We start from the raw sequence: 17,708 nt of genomic DNA on the forward strand, positions 1-17,708 counted from the left end.
GTTGAGTTTTTCGAATAGACTTTTTAGGTTTCTTATAATGGGTGGGTTTCAATGTAATATGAAGAAAAGTTAATTGTCGTTTTCATGAGCTTTTAAATCTTCAGTTAAATCTAGTTTTCTAAAAGAAGGCGATGCTAATCCGGTAGCAACTACAGTAATTAAAGTCATAGTACCTCCAAAAACTACTGCGGTTACGGCACCGAAAAATTTCGCGGTAATGCCACTTTCAAAAGCCCCTAATTCATTTGAAGAGCCTACAAACATGGAGTTTACTGAGGATACACGTCCACGCATATGGTCGGGCGTTTTTAGTTGAAAAATAGTTTGGCGGATCACCATAGAAACACCATCCGTCATCCCACTGAAAAATAAAGCCATTACCGAAACCCAGAATATATTTGATAAACCAAACACGATAATACAAACACCAAATCCGAAAATAGCGACTAGCAATTTCATTCCTGCATTTTTACTTATCGGAATATATGCTGTAATGAGCATAGTTAAAAAGGCTCCAATGGCGGGTGCAGCACGTAAAATGCCAAAACCTTCGCTGCCTACTTTTAAAATATCTTGTGCAAAAACAGGAAGTAGAGCTATGGCACCACCAAAAAGTACGGCAACCATATCTAATGTCATCGCGCCTAAAATGGCTTTGGTTTTAAATACAAAACGCACGCCTTCTTTTAAACTTTGAATTACAGGCTCCCCAATTTTAGGATTTAAAATGGGTTTAGGTTTTATTAGAAGTAGTATGAAAAGTGACGAAAGTATAAATCCAAATATGATACAAAGCGACCAATGTACACCAATCCAACCAATGGTAAACCCTCCTAAGGCAGGTCCTAAAACAGCTGCCATTTGCCAAATAGAACTATTCCAAGTGGCAGCGTTGGGATATATTTTTTTAGGAACAATTAAGGCTACAAGTGAAAAAATGGTTGGTCCAAAAAAGGAGCGTAAAAATCCGCCAAAAAATACCAAAGCATAAATAGAATACAATATGGTTTTAGAACTCCAATGGCCAACAACGGTATCCCAAGTGAGTAAAAATAAGCCCAAACTAATTAATGAAAAGGCTGCAATACAGGTTGCTAATAGATTTCGTTTTTCTTTTTGATCGACAATATGACCTGCAAAAAGCGCCATAGTAAACGCAGGGATAATTTCCATTAAACCAATAATACCAAGGGATAATGGATCTTTGGTGATGCTGTAAACTTGCCACTCGATAACAATAAACTGCATAGTCCATCCAAAAACAAGTAGAAAGCGGACTAGTAAAAAGATGTTAAACTCTTTAATACGCAATGCGGCGTAAGGATCGTTTTTTGCCATGATTAACTTCCTTTGAAGTAAGGGTTTTTACTGATGCCTCAAAATTAAAACAACTTTGTTTCTTAGTTAAATTAAAAACTAAAAAATAATGAGGTTTTTTTATGCTTGAATATCCCGTATTTTCATTTGTAAACTTACATTACCCTGCCATTCATTTTCGTCGATAGAATAAACGGCTTTAAATGGTTTGCCTTCGGAAATAATATCGAATTTATCGGCCATGCTAAATCCAATACCAACGATTTGTTTTGTTGTACCTTGTTGCGTTGCCGTAAGCCTTAAATGGGTTTGATCTGCTCCTACAGGTTTTCCGTAACCGGTATCTATTAAGTTTTCGGTTAAAAAAACAGGAGTCATATTACTTGGTCCAAAAGGTGCAAATTGTTTTAAAATACGATTGAATTTTTCTGAAATATCGTTTAAATCAATTTTAGCATCAATTTTTATTTCAGGAATTAAAAGTTTTCTATCAATGGTTTTTGAAACTTCATCTTCAAAAGCTTGTTTAAAAGCCTCGTAATTTTCTGGTTTTAAGGTTAATCCTGCGGCATATTTATGTCCGCCAAATTGTTCAATATGTTCGCTGCACGCTTCCAAGGCATTGTAAACATCAAAACCTTTTACCGATCGCGCCGAAGCAGCCAGAAACTCGCCACTTTTAGTAAAAACTAAGGTAGGGCGGTAGTAGGTTTCTGTTAATCGAGAAGCGACAATGCCAATTACACCTTTGTGCCAGTTTTCATGATAGACTACAGTCGTTATTCTATCTTGTTCGTTGTTTTCTTCAATTTGTTTAAGGGCTTCTTCTGTAATTATTTTATCGGTATCTCTGCGATCTTGATTGTATTCGTTAATTTCTGCAGCAAATTGCGTTGCTTTTTCAATATTAAATTCACTGAGTAATGCTACAGCATAATTGCCGTGTTTCATACGTCCAGCAGCATTAATACGTGGTGCGACGGTAAAAACAACATCGGTAATAGTGAGTTCTGTTTTTTTAACCTGATCTAAAATGGCTTTAATACCTGGTCGCGGCGTACTGTTAATAACTTGCAAACCAAAATAAGCCAGCACTCTATTTTCGCCATTAATTGGGACGATATCGGCACCAATAGCTGTGGCCACCAAATCTAGATATTCGGTTAAATCTTTGGCTGTTTTGCCTTCTTTAGAAGCTAATGCTTCAATAAGTTTAAAACCAACACCGCAACCACAAAGCTCTTTAAAAGGGTAATTGCAATCGGCGCGTTTGGGGTCTAAAACGGCCACACAATCGGGGATGTTTTGTCCGGGTCTGTGGTGGTCGCAAATAATAAAATCGACACCTAATGTTTTAGCGTATGCCACTTTTTCAATGGCTTTTACACCACAATCTAAAGCGATAATCAGTGAGAAATCATTATCGGAAGCAAAGTCTATACCTTTATAGGATACCCCATAACCTTCGTCGTATCGGTCTGGGATATAGGTGTGAACGTTATCCTGTTTTGTTTTTAAATACGATGCCATAAGTGCTACCGATGTGGTGCCATCCACATCATAATCGCCGTAGACTAATATGTTTTCGTTATTGGCAATGGCTTGTTCTATACGCGCTACGGCTTTGTCCATATCTTTCATTAAGAATGGATTGTGCAGTTCGTTTAGCGTAGGCCTAAAAAAGGCTTTGGCTTCATCAAAAGTTTCAATACCACGTTGTAATAAAAGTTCTGCAATAATGGTATCAACCTGAAGTGCTTCTTGTAGAGCTTTTATTTTTTCAATAGGAGGTTTTGACTTTAGAGTCCAGCGCATGTTTTATTTTTTATGAAAATGAGTTTCAATAGTTAACTCGGCAAATTGACGAAACATCTCCATAACGCCACAGTATTTTTCAACAGATAAATCCACAGCTTTTTGAAGTTTTTTCTCGTTTAAATCGTCACCATAAAAATGAAAATGCATGGCTACTTTATCGTAATATTTTGGATGTTCTTCAGTTAAATTGGCTTCAATTTCAATTTTAAAATCGGCAACATTCAATTTCATTTTTTTTATTAAAGAGGCCACATCTAAACCAGAACAGCCAGCTAAACCAGATAGCATAAGTGCTTTTGGTCTATAACCTTCACTTTTTCCGCCGTTTTCTTCGCCTGCGTCTATAAATAAATTATGTCCAGATGGGTTGGTGCTTTCAAATTTCATTTCACCTAACCAAGTGGTGGTCACTAAATTTTTCATTTTATTTAATTTGTTTCTTCAAAAATAAGGTAAATAATGTAAAAGTGTTTTGGTCTATTTTTCAATTAACGGTTCTCCTTCAAAACTTAAACCTTCAAAACCTGTTTTCATAAAATTTCTAATGTTTTGGTGTCCCGTACCGTTTGGGTCTTTTAAAACATCGTCAAAATAAAACTGACCAAAGCAAGCTAAGGTTTCTTCTTTGGTTAGGTTTTCTAGTTTTGCGAAAGCAAATAATTTGCAAGAGCCTGAGTTTTCGCCAGCGGCATTTTCTAAGGTTCCGTTTTTAAATGCGGTTGGTGTAAAATTGTATTTTGCTTCTATGGCGCTTATGGTGTTAGCAAATACAATGTTTTTTGGGGTGTTTTTTAATTTTTCTATAAATAAATCTAATGTCATTTTTCTATTGATTTCATGTTTGATTAAAACTATAGGTTTTAGTGGTTCTAAAACTTTTAGCTACGAATTCACAAATTAAGTAGCATGGCTGAGTACTGTTTTTAAAATTTCACCAAGCAGACTTTTAGCCTGCCAACAAAACCTATAAGCTTAAGGTTTGTAGCGGTTATTTCTTTTTTCCGCCAACTATAATTACTATCTCTCCTTTTGGTGGTTTATTGGTGTAATGTTCTAAAACTTCTTTTGCTGTTCCACGAATGGTTTCCTCGTATAATTTAGTGAGTTCTCGCGATACTGAAACTTCACGATCTTCACCAAAATACTCACAAAAATGGCCTAAAGTTTTAATTAACTTATGCGGACTTTCGTAAAAAATCATGGTTCGGGTTTCTTCAGCTAAAAGTAAAAGTCGGGTTTGGCGGCCTTTTTTAACAGGTAAAAAACCTTCGAATACAAATTTATCATTGGGTAGTCCAGAGTTTACTAAAGCGGGCACAAAAGCGGTGGCGCCCGGTAGACAATCTACTTCAATGCCGTTTTCAATACAGGCTCTTGATAATAAAAATCCGGGATCGGAAATGGCCGGTGTTCCCGCATCGCTTATTAAGGCTACGGTAGTACCACTTTTTAATTTCTGAATAATATTTTCAACCGTTTTATGCTCGTTATGCATGTGATGACTTTGCATGTGGGTCGAAATTTCAAAATGTTTTAGAAGCTTCCCTGAAGTTCGGGTATCTTCAGCTAATATTAAATCGACATCTTTTAAAACTTCAATGGCTCTAAACGTGATGTCTTTTAAATTTCCAATGGGAGTTGGTACAATATATAGTTTACTCATTATTCAAATTTGGCTTCAATAATTTCCATAAAGCGGGTTTCAAACTCTTCTTTGTTTGTCCAATTATTGTAGTCTGGTTTTACCATGGTTTCAATAAAATGTTTGGCGTTATTAAAAGATTCTTTGGTGTTTATCTGTGATATAACACGATCGTAATCTTCATTTTGACCATTGAATAAGTGTTTAATAAAGGCTAGTTTGTCGTTTAATCCAATTTTTATTCCACCCGATTTTAGTTTATCATTCAATGATTTTTTATCATTAATCAGCTCCGTTTTTTCTTTTTTAACAGGGTCAAAAATAGGCATATCTTCAAAACCCAAAGTTAAATCTTCCAAATTTTGTTTTACCACTGGAGGTTCGGGTTCAATAGTATCAAATAAATCATCTACTTGCTGTGTTTCATGTGGCATTTGGGCTACTAAATCTTTAATGGTTTCCATTAAAGGTTCTGTTATTTCTTCGTTTGGGTTGTCTTCTATATTAGTATAAATGCCGTTTTCATGTTCAATATGGTCACTAAATTTATTATTGAAAGCTGTATCTAGCATGCTAAAAAACGAGGAATCGTTACCGATACTCGGGATCGCATCGTCAAAATTTTCCTGAGCAAATTTTAAAACCGATAGTTTTTCAAATAATTCTTTAGCTTCGGTATGCATTTTATTGATGTCTTCTTTACCTTTCAGTTTCAGAATTCTATGCGCTATGCTTACAAGTTCAGATTCTAATTTCTTCTTCATTGTTTATAAATTTAAAATTTAAAGGTATTAAGGCGCTAGATTTTTAATAAATTTGCTTCACCTTTATACAAACCAATTTTAGTGTTAAAATTACGAAATGTTTCTTGAAAATACGGTAAATCATAAAGAACAATTTGGATGGATTGAAGTGATCTGCGGCTCGATGTTTTCGGGAAAAACCGAAGAGCTCATCCGTAGACTTAAACGTGCCCAATTTGCAAGGCAACGTGTTGAGATTTTTAAACCTGCCGTAGATACGCGTTACGACGAGGAATTAGTGGTTTCTCACGACTCCAATGAAATTCGTTCTACACCAGTGCCTGCAGCGGCAAATATTCCTATTTTGGCCGATGGCTGTGATGTTGTTGGCATTGATGAGGCGCAGTTTTTCGATGATGAAATTGTGCGTATTTGTAATGATTTGGCCAATAAAGGTGTACGTGTTATTGTTGCTGGATTGGATATGGATTTTAAAGGAAACCCATTTGGCCCGATGCCAAACCTTATGGCAACAGCCGATTATGTAACCAAAGTACATGCGGTTTGTACGCGAACAGGCAATTTGGCGCAATACAGTTATAGAAAGGCAAAAAGTGATAGTTTGGTGCTTTTAGGGGAAGTTGAAGAGTACGAACCATTAAGCAGAGCGGCTTATTATAAAGCTATGGAGCGCGATAAGGTGCGGAATATTCAGGTAAATGAGGATGTTGAACAGAAAAAAAAGGACTCCGATAATGCTTAAGGCTCAAGAAACAGTCCTAGAAATCGATTTAAAAAAACTGAAACATAATTATAAGTATTTAAAATCGAGAGTTAATAAGGACACCAAGTTTTTAGCTGTTGTAAAAGCGTTCGCTTATGGAAATGAAGCTTCGGAAATAGCACTTTGTTTAGAAAATCTTGGTGCCGATTATTTTGCGGTCGCTTATATTGATGAAGGGGTTGCGTTGCGAAAAGCAGGTGTTACAACGCCTATTTTAGTGTTACATCCACAAGCTGTAAATTTTAATGTTTTAATTGAAAACAACTTAGAGCCTAGCATTTATAATACAAAAATATTAAAAGAATTTTTAGAGATTACTTCTTCGGAAAATAAACAAAATTATCCTATTCATATCAAGTTTAATACGGGTTTAAATAGATTAGGATTTTGGCAAGGTGATGTTGAAACTATTAAAAATATTATAGGTGAAACCAAAAGTGTTTCAATAAAATCTATTTTTTCTCATTTGGCAGCGAGTGAGGATTTGAATGAAAAAACATTCTCCTTAAACCAAATTGGAACGTTTAAAGCTATCGCTCATAATTTTGAAGAAATTTTTGGTTTCAAACCCATGCGTCACATGTGTAATACTTCGGGGATTTTAAATTATCCAGAAGCTCATTTTGATATGGTACGCAGTGGTATTGGCTTATATGGTTTTGGAAATTCCGAAGAAGAAAATAAGCACTTTAAACCTATTGCGGCCTTAAAAACCTGTATTTCTCAAATTCATCATCTTGAAAAAGGAGAAAGTGTTGGGTATAACCGTGCTTTTAAAAGTGAATCGGCATTAATTTCCGCTACTTTGCCTATTGGTCATGCCGATGGTCTTGGTAGGATTTACGGAAAAGGAAAAGGATTTGTTACTATAAACGGTAAAAAGGCAGCTATACTAGGAAATGTTTGTATGGACATGATTATGGTAGATGTTACTAATATTTCATGTGAAGAAGGTGATGAAGCTATTATTTTCGATGGGAATGCTACGGCTGAAACTTTGGCCGAAGCGGCAAATACAATTTCTTATGAGTTGATAACCAGTATTTCACAACGGGTAAAACGAAGAATTATTCGTGTTTAAGTGTCTTGTTTTTTGCTTAAATTGTGACTTTTTAACTATATTGTGGTCTAATTAATAATTAACCAAGAAAATTATAAAATTTAGAATTATGTTAAAAGAATTTAAAGAGTTTGCAATGAAGGGTAACCTTGTTGATATTGCAGTCGGTTTCGTAATGGGTGCAGCTTTTAAAGAAGTTGTAACCTCGTTTACAGGAGGCATTGTGTCACCATTAATAGGATTAATTTTCGATGCAGATTTCAAAGCGTTAAGATATCAATTAAAAGAAGGAACTTTAGACGAAGCAGGAAAAGTGGTAGGAGATGTATATTTAGAATATGGAACGTTTTTAACAAACATAATAGACTTTATTATTGTAGCATTTGTAATGTTCTTAGTTGTTAAAGGAATAAATAATATGAAGAAGAAAGAAGAGGAAGCTCCGGCAGCACCTGCAGGGCCTTCTCAAGAAGATTTACTTGTGGAAATAAGAGATTTACTTAAAAAATAACATTTTGTTAAATATATAACACTGTGTTATTTGTTGTTAAAAAGCCCTCGTTTTTAAAAAATGAGGGCTTTTTTTAGATTTTAAAATGGAATTAATACTTAGTTTTGCTCACAGAAATTTAATAAATATAAAAATATGAAAATAGCAGTTGTAGGCGCTACTGGAATGGTAGGCGAGGTGATGCTAAAGGTTTTAGAAGAGCGTAACTTTCCTGTTACCGAATTATTGTTGGTTGCTTCAGAACGTTCTGTTGGAAAAAAATTAACTTTCAAAAATAAAGAATATACCGTTATAGGTTTAGCCGATGCTGTTGCTGCAAAGCCACAAATCGCTATATTTTCTGCAGGTGGAGACACCTCTGTAGAATGGGCGCCAAAATTTGCGGAAGCGGGTACCACGGTAGTCGATAATTCTTCTGCATGGCGTATGGATCCAACTAAAAAATTAGTGGTTCCAGAAATTAATGCAAGCGAATTAACAAAAGATGATAAAATTATAGCAAATCCAAACTGCTCTACCATACAAATGGTAATGGCTTTGGCGCCGCTACATGCAAAATATAAAATGAAACGTGTTGTAGTTTCTACTTACCAATCGGTTTCTGGTACTGGTGTAAAAGCAGTAAAACAGTTAGAAAATGAAATTGCTGGTATTGAAGGCGAAATGGCGTATCCTTACCCAATTGGTAGAAATGCATTGCCACATTGCGATGTGTTTTTAGAGAATGGATACACTAAAGAGGAAATGAAATTGGCTAACGAGCCTCAAAAAATATTTAACGATCGTTCTTTCTCTGTATCTGCAACAGCAGTGCGTATTCCTACGGCTGGAGGGCATTCTGAATCGGTAAATGTTGAGTTTGAAAACGATTTCGATTTAGCTGAAGTTCGTAAATTAATAAGCGAAATGCCAGGAGTTGTGCTTCAAGATGATACCTCTAAAAACAGCTACCCAATGCCTATTTTTGCACACGATAAAGATGAGGTTTTTGTGGGAAGACTTAGAAGGGATGAAACACAACCAAACACATTAAATATGTGGATTGTTGCCGATAACCTGCGTAAAGGAGCTGCAACAAACACCGTTCAAATTGCTGAATATTTAGTAGCAAATAACTTAGTGTAATTTATACTCGATTAACATAAAAAAAGCTTCTGTAATTTTACAGAAGCTTTTTTTATGCGGTTATATCAGTTATTAATCTTGGTTTATAAATTGAATGGTATCAGCGCTTGAAGCTTTATTTAAAATAGTTTGAAAAATGTATTCGCAAACTTGTTTTTCACCTTCTAAGTTTATCAATTCTAAAGTGTCTTCTGGGGTGTGGTATTGTGGATGGCCACCTGTATGTATGCCTAAAACAGAGATACCGGCCTTGTAAAAAGACACATGATCCGATCCGCCTACAGAACCTGCGTGAACTATGGGGTTAAAACCTAAAGACTTTCCTAAGGTGGTCATAAAACTCACGCCGTCGGGAAAGGTGCCAGCACCACCCATATAAACATGTTTTTTAGCATTTAGTCTGCCAACCATATCCATATTAATCATTAATTTAATTTTTGAAATGGGTATCAAAGGGTTTTCTACAAAGTATTTACTGCCCAATAAACCTTGCTCCTCAGCTCCAAAAGCAATAAATATAATGCTTCGTTTTAGTGTCTCTTTTTTAGAAGCTAGTTTTTCTGCAATTTCTAATAAAGCTGCGGTGCCACTTGCATTATCATCGGCACCATGATAAACCACACCTCTTTTATCCGATTTGGAAGAAGGACCGCCAAGCCCTAAATGATCGTAGTGCGCACCAAGAACAATGTATTCGTTTTTTAGAACCGGATCATGTCCTTCAATAAAACCAATAACATTACAAGTGGTAACTTCTGGTTTTTCTTCTATGCCTTTATCAACTCTTAATTGGGCTTTAAAATGCTGCTTATAATTTTTACTTAAAGGTTGTAAGCCCATAGTTTTAAACTCTTTTTTAATATATTTTACAACACGTTTAGCGCCTTTTTCTCCCGGGAATCTTCCGCCGTTTTTATCTAATATTAAAAATTCTATATGATCTTTTATTTCGTTTTCGGTTATTTCAGTTTGAGAAAGCACACTAAAATACGATGCGATGAATACTATAAGTAGTGCTATTTTTTTCATGATTAGGGTTTTGAATACATTGCCAAATATATAATTATACGGCAATTTAATTCCGTTATTATTGGGTAAATCTAGAACTTTAACTTATGTTTTTTGCGTATTTTTGAATGATTAATATGATGAATCATGAAAAAAATAGCATTAACATTTTTCTCATTAAGCTTGCTAGTAGCTTGTGAAAATAATAAAAAAGAAAAAAAAGATATGGTTGTGAGTTATCCAGAAACAAAAACTGTAGATACTATTGATACTTATTTTGGAGTTGAAGTTAAAGACCCATATCGTTGGTTAGAAGATGATAGAAGTGCAGAAACCGAAGCTTGGGTAAAGGCAGAAAATATAGCGACAAATAATTATTTAGATAAAATTCCATTTAGAAAAGCTTTAAAAGATCGTCTATCGGAAATATGGAATTACGAAAAAGTAAGTGCGCCTTTTCACGAAGGCGATTACACTTATTTTTATAAAAACGATGGGTTACAAAATCAAAGTGTGCTGTATCGTTATAAAAAAGGTGAAGATGCTAAAACAGCCACCGTGTTTTTAGATCCCAATACATTTAAAGAAGATGGAACTGTTTCCTTAGGAGTGACAAGTTTTTCTAAAAACGGAAAAATTTTAGCATATAGCATTTCGGAAGGCGGAAGCGATTGGCGGAAAATCCTAATCATGGATGTGGAAACCAAAACGATTATTGAGGACACTTTAATTGATGTGAAATTTTCAGGGATTTCATGGTATAAAAATGAAGGTTTTTATTATTCCAGTTACGATAAACCTAAAGGCAGTGAATTGTCTGCTAAAACCGATCAACACAAAGTGTATTATCATAAATTAGGTACGGCACAAAAAACAGACGCCTTAATTTACGGTGGCACAGCCGAAGAAAAACACCGTTATATTAATGCAAATGTTAGTGAAGATAATAGGTATTTGTTTATATATCCAAGTGTTTCAACATCGGGGAATAAACTTTTAATAAAAGATTTAACGGTACCAAACAGTAAGTTTGTTACTGTTTTAGATCATACAGATAGTGATACCGGAGTTCTTGAAAACGATGGTAGCAAGCTGTATTTAGTCACTAATTTAAATGCCCCAAACAAAAAAATAATAACGGTAGATGCGGCAAATCCAACCCCAGAGCATTGGGTAGATTTTATACCAGAAACCGAATATGTTTTGTCTGCCTCTAAAGGAGGAGGGTATTTCTATGCGCATTATATGGTCGATGCGATTTCTAAAGTAAAACAGTACGATTATAGCGGAAAATTAATTCGAGATATTGCATTACCTGGTTTAGGTTCAGCAGGTGGTTTTGGTGGTAAAAAGGAAGAAAAAACGAGTTATTTTTCATTTACAAATTACAACACGCCAAATGCTATTTATGAATTTAATGCCGATTCTGGAGCTATAGAATTATTCCGTAAGTCGGCCATAAAATTTAATAGTGATAATTATGAAAGTCATCAAGTGTTTTACACCTCGAAAGATGGAACAAAAATCCCGATGATGATTACGCATAAAAAAGGTTTAGAATTAAACGGTAAAAATCCAACTATTTTATATGGTTATGGCGGATTCAATATTAGTTTAACACCGGCTTTTAGCACACCAAATGCGGTTTGGATGGAGCAAGGTGGTGTTTATGCTGTCGCAAATTTGCGTGGTGGTGGAGAATACGGAAAAGCTTGGCACGATGCGGGAACACAACAAAAAAAGCAAAATGTATTCGACGATTTTATCGCTGCAGCGGAATATTTAAAGGCTGAAAAATACACGTCTACAAATTATTTAGCCATTCGTGGTGGTTCTAACGGCGGGTTGCTTGTTGGAGCAACCATGACGCAGCGTCCAGATTTGGCAAAAGTAGCGTTGCCTGCCGTTGGTGTTTTAGATATGTTGCGCTATCATACCTTTACCGCAGGAGCTGGTTGGGCTTACGATTATGGAACGGCCGAAGACAGTAAAGCCATGTTCGAGTATTTAAAAGGCTATTCGCCAGTACATAATGTAAAAGCAGGTATTGAATATCCTGCAACCTTAATAACCACTGGAGATCATGACGATCGTGTGGTACCAGCTCATAGTTTTAAATTTGCTGCCGAATTACAAAGCAAGCAAACAGGAAGTAACCCGACGTTAATCCGTATTGAAACCGATGCAGGCCACGGGGCAGGAACTCCAATTAGTAAAACGATTGAGCAGTACGCCGATATTTATGGTTTTACGCTTTATAATATGGGATTTAAAGCACTGCCTAATGCAGACGAAAAATAGTATATGCTACAAGTAAAAAACATCACTTTTTCATATAAAAAAGCAAAGATTTTAAAGAACATCTCTTTCAATGTAAAAGCAGGCGAACAGCTTGCTATTATTGGAGAAAGTGGTTCAGGAAAAAGTACCTTACTCAAGTTGCTTTACGGCGAATTCGATTTAGATTCTGGACATATTTTTTGGAAGGACACAGAAATTTTAGGACCAAAATATAACTTGGTTGTGGGGTACGATTTTATGAAATACGTGGCGCAAGAGTTCGATTTAATGCCCTTTACATCGGTTGCCGAAAATATTGGCGCTTTTCTTTCTAATTTTTATCCCGAAGAAAAACAAGAGCGCACCAAAGAATTACTGGAAGTTGTAGAGCTTACCGATTTTGCAAAAGTAAAAGTTAAAACCTTAAGTGGCGGACAAAAACAACGGGTGGCATTGGCAAGAGCTTTGGCAAAACAGCCCGAAATTATGTTGCTCGATGAGCCTTTTGGTCATATTGATAATTTTAAAAAACAGACATTGCGTCGCAATGTTTTTAAGTATTTAAAAGAAAAAAACATTACCTGCATTGTGGCTACCCACGATAAAGAAGATGTGTTGGGGTTTGCTGATAATATGATGGTGTTAAACCAAAATAAAATAGAAGCTGAAGGGACGCCGGAAACGCTTTTTAATAACCCAGAAACCCCTTTAGTGGCTTCGTTTTTTGGAGAATTTAATGTTATAAATAACGAAATTATTTATGCACATCAGCTTAAATTGGTCGATGATTCCGACTTAAAAGCGGTAGTTAAAAGAGTGTATTTTAAAGGAAACCATTATTTAATTGAAGCCGATTTGAATGGGGAATTGGTGTTTTTTCAACATGAAAACCCGTTAGAAATTGATAAAACTTACTGTTTGTTAATTGCTTAAAGATTTTTTTTAAATTATAAAAAATATAAAATGAAGACTATAAAACATATTATTTTCGATTTGGGCGGCGTTATTATGAATTTGGATGTTCCAAAAACCATAAGCGCATTACAAGATATCGGTATCACAGATATTGTTAACAATACAGGGCATCATTATAAATATTCATTTTTTTATGATTTTGAAATCGGAAAAATTTCGTCCCAAGAATTTATAAAGGCATTATCAAATTTATCTACGGAAACACCAAGTGATGCGCAAATACAAAATGCTTGGAATGCTATGATTTTTGATATTCCCAAAGCGCGCATCGATTTTATAAAAAGCCTAAAAACCAATTATAATATTTACCTGTTAAGTAATACGAATAGTATTCATCAGAAAAAGTTTTTAGATGAATTTGAAAAAGCACAGGGTTTTAAATTTAACGATTTATTTGAAAAAGCCTACTATTCACACGAAGTAAAGATTAGAAAACCCGATGAAGCTATTTTTACTTATGTTTTAAATGATAGTGAATTAAAAGCTGAAGAATCGATCTTTATTGATGATTCTATTGATAACATTAATGCAGCAGAACGTTTAGGCATACAAACGTTTCATATAAAAGATTATAATTTACTCACCGATTTTGCTGAGTTTATTTTATAAAACTGATTCGATTTTAAAATGTTGAGCTCTAAAATTAATGCTATCTCCTTTGGTCTTTCCCATTAATAATTGTCCGATAGGCGTATTTGGTGAAATGGCGTAAAATTTTTGATGATCAATGGTTAATTCGCCTGCGCTTATCGCTATAAAATAATGGGCTTGGGTGGTGAAAACCACAGAACCTAAACCCACGTTTTTGGAGCTTTTTGAGACATCAATTTTAGAAAGTGCTACTTTTATTTTATTAATTTCAGATAATTGATTGCCTGCTTTTTCACGTTCCAATTGCAACATGGCACGCCCAGTTTCGTGTTTGTCGCCGGCGCTACTTTTGGTTTCCGAAGTAAGCGATTCTTGTATTTCGTTAATGGTATTTTGTATGTTTTGAAATCTAAAATCTATAGAATTTAAACATGTATTAAAAAGTTGCTGTTTAAGTTCTAAAGTGTGTTTCATAGTTTTAAATTTCAGATAACTAAAATAGGGTTTTAATTATGGAGTTTTATGTGGGTAGCCAAATTTGCGTTAGGGATTGAACGGCTTGTTTGAAATCCTTTTTGTTTTCTTAAAAAAACAAAAAGATTGAGTAGTGAAAGCCCGACCCTTAACCTGAACTAAATTCAGGTTAAGGGTAACGCCCAAATATAAATTCTAGCTAATGTATTCGGTTTCTAAAAAGTAATTTACAATAGCTTCTTTCATTAAAACACTTTGCTCTCCGGCCTTTAAATGTGGTAAAGCTTCAAGCGTTTTGTAGTGCGGCCAGCCTTCTTTATCTACAAAATCGAGTTCGTAATAACCATACGGCGATAGTAATTTGCAAATAGCAATATGCATTAAATCGAGTTTTTGGTCTTTTTTAAAAGCCCGGTCTAATTGCCCAAGTTCTTGCACGCCTATAAGATAAATAATAGCATCAAGATCCATGGTGTCGCCATCGGCAAATTGATTAGATAGTTTTTGTACTACCAAATTCCAGCGTTCTTTTAATTCTTCGTCTCTTGCCATTTTTTAATTGAAATTTTTGGTCAAAGTTAACAAACCTTTTGCGGTTTTGAATAACACGGGACTTATTTTGACGTTATTGGTGTTAAAACAAGATTACGGCGTAAAATCTTTTACTTTATATTTGTACTAAATTATTTTTATGGGGGTTATAGATATTGTTTTAGGAGCTTTAATTTTATTTGGGCTAGTTCGTGGTTTTATGAAAGGGCTTTTTGTTGAGGTGGCATCTTTAGTGGCTTTAGTAGCAGGGGTTTATGGTGCTATTCATTTTAGTGATTTTGCTGCTCAGTATTTGCAAACCAAAACCGATTGGAACGAGAAAACTATTAGTATTACAGCCTTTGCGATTACTTTTGTGGTTATTATTTTAGTGATTTCCTTAGCTGGAAAAGCATTAACCAAATTAGCAGATTTTGCTGCTTTGGGGATTATTAATAAATTAGCTGGAGGTGTTTTTGGGGCTTTAAAAATTGCCCTAATTTTAAGTGTTGTTTTAATGTTTTTTGATAGAATGAACAGTACTATTACTTTTATAGATGAAGAAAATATGGACGATTCTGTACTTTATATTCCCGTGAAATCCTTAGTGCCTACTATTTTTCCTAATATTTTAACATCCAAAGAAGATACCGAAACTAAAGAAACTGAAATTTAGTTTTATTAAGTTGAAAAGAAACCGTATTTTACATAATTGAAATGAAGTAGGGGCTTTGAAGTTCTTTAGTAAAGCAAAATTCTTGTTTTTAGTCTTAGAATAATCTTATCTTTACATCTTGAAGTTTTTTTATAATAGAAACTTTATTAACCATGTGATACTCTAACTTTTACAGGATACTCTTCTAAAAAGTTAAGATTCAAAATAAATAGTTACAAACATTCTTCTGGTAAAACCTTGGTTTTAACTAGAATCAATATATAAAATATATGGCTTGTGCAAGTTGCTCAACAAAAGACGGCGCTCCTAGTGGCTGCAAAAATAATGGAACCTGTGGTACCGATAGCTGCAATAAATTAACGGTTTTTGATTGGCTGGCAAATATGTCCCTTCCCAATGGTGAAAAACCGTTTGATTGGGTAGAAGTTCGTTTTAAAAACGGACGAAAAGATTACTATAAAAACGCTGAAAATTTAACATTAAGTATTGGTGATATTGTTGCTACTCAAGCAGCATCTGGTCATGATATTGGTATGGTTACCCTTTCGGGTGAATTGGTACGCGTACAAATGAAACGTAAAAATATATCGTTTAAACCTGCTGAAACTTTAAAAATTTATAGAAAGGCAAGTCAGAAAGATATTGATATTTGGCAAGCTGCTAGAGATAAAGAAGAACCTATGAAGGTGCGTGCACGCCAGTTTGCAATAGATTTAAATCTGCAAATGAAAATTTCGGATATCGAATTTCAAGGCGATGCTAGTAAAGCAACTTTTTATTATACTGCTGAAGATCGTGTAGATTTCCGCGAACTTATTAAGGTTTTTGCTCGTGAGTTTAGAACACGCATAGAAATGAAACAAGTTGGTTTTCGTCAAGAAGCATCTCGACTTGGAGGTATTGGGTCTTGCGGACGCGAATTGTGTTGTTCTACTTGGTTAACCGATTTTAGATCGGTAAGCACATCGGCAGCGCGTTACCAACAATTATCCCTAAATCCGCAAAAATTAGCTGGACAATGTGGTAAATTAAAGTGCTGTTTAAATTACGAATTAGACACGTATTTAGATGCTTTAAAAAGTTTTCCAAAAACCGATATTAAACTTAAAACGGGAAAAGGTATTGCCGTTTGCCAGAAAACTGACATTTTTAAGGGGCACATGTGGTATGCTTACGAAGGCGAATGGATAAATTGGCACAAAATAACGACAGAGCAAGCCAATGAAATTATTGAAGCCAATAAAAAGAACGAGCCCGTTGCAAGCCTTGAAGAGTATGCATCCGATATTGTGGAAGATATTAAAACAGAGTTCGAAAATGTAGTAGGCCAAGATAGTTTAACACGTTTCGATAGTCCAAAACGCAATAATAAACGTAGAAATACTAGAAGGAAACCAAACCAAAAAGGAAATCAGAATTCTAGTAAGAAACCAAATCCTAATCAATCGAAACAGAATCCTAATCGGAAGAATCGGAATTCTAATCCGAATGCTAAAGGAACAGCGAAAGCAGCTCCAGGAAAAAGGGCTCCAAAGAAAAGAACAGCACAAGGTGCAAAAAATAATAATGCGCCTACGAATACTAATCCGAATCAAACTAATAAAACTCGGAATACAAAAAGAAAACCTAGGCCAAGACCAAAACCACAAAATAATAAAAATGCTACCGAATAATAGCTTCTTGTTTTTTTTAATAGTTGCATTGGCGTTAACGTCTTGCGACTCTAATCGTGTTTTTGATGAATACCAGTCGGTTCCAAATACTTGGAATAAAGACCGTATTATTAGTTTTAATATAACTCCAACCGACTCTATTAAACCCTTTAATTTATTTGTAAATCTTAGAAATACAAATGCTTATAAATACAGCAATATATTTTTAATTGTTGAAATGGTAAGCCCGCACGGGAAAACAGAAAAAGACACTTTGGAATATAAAATGGCCGAACCTAACGGAAAACTTTTAGGGACCGGTTATACCGATATAAAAGAAAACAAACTTTGGTATAAAGAAGGTTTTATTTTTAATGAAACGGGGAATTACACCGTAAACATACAACAAGCTATGCGCGAACGTGGTAGCGTAAATGGCGTTGTAAATCTAGATGGCATAACCGATGTTGGCTTTAGAATAGAACATCCTACAATACAATAATCTTAAATTTTAAAACTTA

19 protein-coding genes are annotated in these 17,708 nt (G+C 34.8%); 10 read left to right on the forward strand and 9 right to left on the reverse strand.

What is annotated here, in order from left to right:
- Positions 1 to 69: 69 nt before the first annotated feature.
- The 6 genes from FQU21_RS05780 to FQU21_RS05805 all read right to left on the reverse strand — a co-directional run bounded on the left by FQU21_RS05780 (position 70) and on the right by FQU21_RS05805 (position 5,541).
- Positions 70 to 1,338, reverse strand: coding sequence for an MFS transporter (locus FQU21_RS05780; protein WP_147677048.1), 1,269 nt, complete (start codon positions 1,336 to 1,338; stop codon positions 70 to 72).
- A 99-nt stretch (positions 1,339 to 1,437) separates the two neighbouring features.
- On the reverse strand, positions 1,438 to 3,132 hold the full coding sequence (gene recJ / locus FQU21_RS05785; RefSeq protein ID WP_147677049.1) for a single-stranded-DNA-specific exonuclease RecJ: 1,695 nt from the start codon (positions 3,130 to 3,132) through the stop codon (positions 1,438 to 1,440).
- 3 nt (positions 3,133 to 3,135) lie between these two features.
- Positions 3,136 to 3,558, reverse strand: coding sequence for an OsmC family protein (locus tag FQU21_RS05790; protein WP_147677050.1), 423 nt, complete (start codon positions 3,556 to 3,558; stop codon positions 3,136 to 3,138).
- Positions 3,559 to 3,612: 54 nt separating this feature from the next.
- Positions 3,613 to 3,957, reverse strand: a complete 345-nt coding sequence (locus FQU21_RS05795) for a HopJ type III effector protein (RefSeq protein WP_147677051.1) — start codon at positions 3,955 to 3,957, stop codon at positions 3,613 to 3,615.
- 166 nt (positions 3,958 to 4,123) lie between these two features.
- On the reverse strand, positions 4,124 to 4,798 hold the full coding sequence (gene rsmI, locus FQU21_RS05800; protein WP_147677052.1) for a 16S rRNA (cytidine(1402)-2'-O)-methyltransferase: 675 nt from the start codon (positions 4,796 to 4,798) through the stop codon (positions 4,124 to 4,126).
- Positions 4,798 to 5,541 (reverse strand): hypothetical protein, encoded by a 744-nt coding sequence (locus FQU21_RS05805; protein ID WP_147677053.1) that lies wholly within the window; start codon positions 5,539 to 5,541, stop codon positions 4,798 to 4,800. The genes rsmI and FQU21_RS05805 overlap by 1 nt, the downstream gene beginning before the upstream one ends.
- A 97-nt stretch (positions 5,542 to 5,638) precedes the next feature.
- Here FQU21_RS05805 and FQU21_RS05810 point away from each other — a divergent pair, with 97 nt between their 5' ends.
- From FQU21_RS05810 to FQU21_RS05825, 4 genes are all read left to right on the forward strand, one after another.
- Complete coding sequence (locus FQU21_RS05810; protein ID WP_147677054.1) at positions 5,639 to 6,283, forward strand: thymidine kinase; 645 nt, start codon at positions 5,639 to 5,641, stop codon at positions 6,281 to 6,283.
- Positions 6,276 to 7,385: an alanine racemase gene (gene alr, locus FQU21_RS05815; RefSeq protein WP_147677055.1), complete on the forward strand. Its 1,110-nt coding sequence runs from the start codon at positions 6,276 to 6,278 to the stop codon at positions 7,383 to 7,385. Before FQU21_RS05810 ends, alr begins: the two co-directional genes overlap by 8 nt.
- An 88-nt stretch (positions 7,386 to 7,473) precedes the next feature.
- A complete protein-coding gene (gene mscL / locus FQU21_RS05820; RefSeq protein ID WP_147677056.1) occupies positions 7,474 to 7,875 on the forward strand; it encodes a large-conductance mechanosensitive channel protein MscL in 402 nt (133 codons plus the stop codon).
- Positions 7,876 to 8,010: 135 nt separating this feature from the next.
- The gene (locus FQU21_RS05825; protein WP_147677057.1) at positions 8,011 to 9,000 is read left to right on the forward strand and encodes an aspartate-semialdehyde dehydrogenase; all 990 of its coding nucleotides are present in this window, start codon (positions 8,011 to 8,013) and stop codon (positions 8,998 to 9,000) included.
- Positions 9,001 to 9,072: 72 nt separating this feature from the next.
- Here the strand turns inward: FQU21_RS05825 and FQU21_RS05830 are convergent, their stop codons facing one another.
- A complete protein-coding gene (locus tag FQU21_RS05830) occupies positions 9,073 to 10,029 on the reverse strand; it encodes a M28 family metallopeptidase (protein WP_147677058.1) in 957 nt (318 codons plus the stop codon).
- Between the two features lie 126 nt (positions 10,030 to 10,155).
- On the opposite strand from FQU21_RS05830, the gene FQU21_RS05835 reads away from it, so the two are divergent.
- From FQU21_RS05835 to FQU21_RS05845, 3 genes are read left to right on the forward strand one after another with little or no spacing between them, the layout of a single operon-like run.
- Entirely contained in the window at positions 10,156 to 12,309 is a 2,154-nt protein-coding gene (locus FQU21_RS05835) for a prolyl oligopeptidase family serine peptidase (protein ID WP_147677059.1), read from the forward strand.
- 3 nt (positions 12,310 to 12,312) lie between these two features.
- Positions 12,313 to 13,221, forward strand: a complete 909-nt coding sequence (locus FQU21_RS05840; protein WP_147677060.1) for an ABC transporter ATP-binding protein — start codon at positions 12,313 to 12,315, stop codon at positions 13,219 to 13,221.
- 30 nt (positions 13,222 to 13,251) lie between these two features.
- Complete coding sequence (locus FQU21_RS05845; RefSeq protein ID WP_147677061.1) at positions 13,252 to 13,872, forward strand: HAD family hydrolase; 621 nt, start codon at positions 13,252 to 13,254, stop codon at positions 13,870 to 13,872.
- On the opposite strand, the gene FQU21_RS05850 is transcribed toward FQU21_RS05845, so the two are convergent.
- Both FQU21_RS05850 and FQU21_RS05855 read right to left on the reverse strand, forming a co-directional pair.
- A complete protein-coding gene (locus FQU21_RS05850; protein ID WP_147677062.1) occupies positions 13,867 to 14,328 on the reverse strand; it encodes a GreA/GreB family elongation factor in 462 nt (153 codons plus the stop codon). The two genes, FQU21_RS05845 and FQU21_RS05850, sit on opposite strands and share 6 nt — an antisense overlap.
- Positions 14,329 to 14,523: 195 nt before the next feature.
- Positions 14,524 to 14,880 (reverse strand): hypothetical protein, encoded by a 357-nt coding sequence (locus FQU21_RS05855; RefSeq protein ID WP_147677063.1) that lies wholly within the window; start codon positions 14,878 to 14,880, stop codon positions 14,524 to 14,526.
- 139 nt (positions 14,881 to 15,019) lie between these two features.
- Between FQU21_RS05855 and FQU21_RS05860 the strand changes: the two genes are divergently transcribed.
- From FQU21_RS05860 to FQU21_RS05870, 3 genes are all read left to right on the forward strand, one after another.
- The gene (locus tag FQU21_RS05860; protein ID WP_147677064.1) at positions 15,020 to 15,535 is read left to right on the forward strand and encodes a CvpA family protein; all 516 of its coding nucleotides are present in this window, start codon (positions 15,020 to 15,022) and stop codon (positions 15,533 to 15,535) included.
- A gap of 269 nt (positions 15,536 to 15,804) precedes the next feature.
- The gene (locus FQU21_RS05865; RefSeq protein WP_147677065.1) at positions 15,805 to 17,208 is read left to right on the forward strand and encodes a PSP1 domain-containing protein; all 1,404 of its coding nucleotides are present in this window, start codon (positions 15,805 to 15,807) and stop codon (positions 17,206 to 17,208) included.
- Positions 17,195 to 17,689: a gliding motility lipoprotein GldH gene (locus FQU21_RS05870; RefSeq protein ID WP_147677066.1), complete on the forward strand. Its 495-nt coding sequence runs from the start codon at positions 17,195 to 17,197 to the stop codon at positions 17,687 to 17,689. The genes FQU21_RS05865 and FQU21_RS05870 overlap by 14 nt, the downstream gene beginning before the upstream one ends.
- The last annotated feature ends 19 nt before the right edge of the window (positions 17,690 to 17,708 follow it).

The sequence above is a fragment of the Algibacter pacificus genome (assembly GCF_008033385.1).
GTDB classification, from domain to species: domain Bacteria; phylum Bacteroidota; class Bacteroidia; order Flavobacteriales; family Flavobacteriaceae; genus Algibacter; species Algibacter pacificus.

What these genes read in the sequence shown, in the direction of transcription:
- FQU21_RS05780 (WP_147677048.1), bottom strand. Translation starts at nt 1,338, where the DNA reads ATGGCAAAAAACGATCCTTACGCCGCATTGCGTATTAAAGAGTTTAAC.
- recJ (WP_147677049.1), bottom strand. Translation starts at nt 3,132, where the DNA reads ATGCGCTGGACTCTAAAGTCAAAACCTCCTATTGAAAAAATAAAAGCT.
- FQU21_RS05790 (WP_147677050.1), bottom strand. Translation starts at nt 3,558, where the DNA reads ATGAAAAATTTAGTGACCACCACTTGGTTAGGTGAAATGAAATTTGAA.
- FQU21_RS05795 (WP_147677051.1), bottom strand. Translation starts at nt 3,957, where the DNA reads ATGACATTAGATTTATTTATAGAAAAATTAAAAAACACCCCAAAAAAC.
- rsmI (WP_147677052.1), bottom strand. Translation starts at nt 4,798, where the DNA reads ATGAGTAAACTATATATTGTACCAACTCCCATTGGAAATTTAAAAGAC.
- FQU21_RS05805 (WP_147677053.1), bottom strand. Translation starts at nt 5,541, where the DNA reads ATGAAGAAGAAATTAGAATCTGAACTTGTAAGCATAGCGCATAGAATT.
- FQU21_RS05810 (WP_147677054.1), top strand. Translation starts at nt 5,639, where the DNA reads ATGTTTCTTGAAAATACGGTAAATCATAAAGAACAATTTGGATGGATT.
- alr (WP_147677055.1), top strand. Translation starts at nt 6,276, where the DNA reads ATGCTTAAGGCTCAAGAAACAGTCCTAGAAATCGATTTAAAAAAACTG.
- mscL (WP_147677056.1), top strand. Translation starts at nt 7,474, where the DNA reads ATGTTAAAAGAATTTAAAGAGTTTGCAATGAAGGGTAACCTTGTTGAT.
- FQU21_RS05825 (WP_147677057.1), top strand. Translation starts at nt 8,011, where the DNA reads ATGAAAATAGCAGTTGTAGGCGCTACTGGAATGGTAGGCGAGGTGATG.
- FQU21_RS05830 (WP_147677058.1), bottom strand. Translation starts at nt 10,029, where the DNA reads ATGAAAAAAATAGCACTACTTATAGTATTCATCGCATCGTATTTTAGT.
- FQU21_RS05835 (WP_147677059.1), top strand. Translation starts at nt 10,156, where the DNA reads ATGAAAAAAATAGCATTAACATTTTTCTCATTAAGCTTGCTAGTAGCT.
- FQU21_RS05840 (WP_147677060.1), top strand. Translation starts at nt 12,313, where the DNA reads ATGCTACAAGTAAAAAACATCACTTTTTCATATAAAAAAGCAAAGATT.
- FQU21_RS05845 (WP_147677061.1), top strand. Translation starts at nt 13,252, where the DNA reads ATGAAGACTATAAAACATATTATTTTCGATTTGGGCGGCGTTATTATG.
- FQU21_RS05850 (WP_147677062.1), bottom strand. Translation starts at nt 14,328, where the DNA reads ATGAAACACACTTTAGAACTTAAACAGCAACTTTTTAATACATGTTTA.
- FQU21_RS05855 (WP_147677063.1), bottom strand. Translation starts at nt 14,880, where the DNA reads ATGGCAAGAGACGAAGAATTAAAAGAACGCTGGAATTTGGTAGTACAA.
- FQU21_RS05860 (WP_147677064.1), top strand. Translation starts at nt 15,020, where the DNA reads ATGGGGGTTATAGATATTGTTTTAGGAGCTTTAATTTTATTTGGGCTA.
- FQU21_RS05865 (WP_147677065.1), top strand. Translation starts at nt 15,805, where the DNA reads ATGGCTTGTGCAAGTTGCTCAACAAAAGACGGCGCTCCTAGTGGCTGC.
- FQU21_RS05870 (WP_147677066.1), top strand. Translation starts at nt 17,195, where the DNA reads ATGCTACCGAATAATAGCTTCTTGTTTTTTTTAATAGTTGCATTGGCG.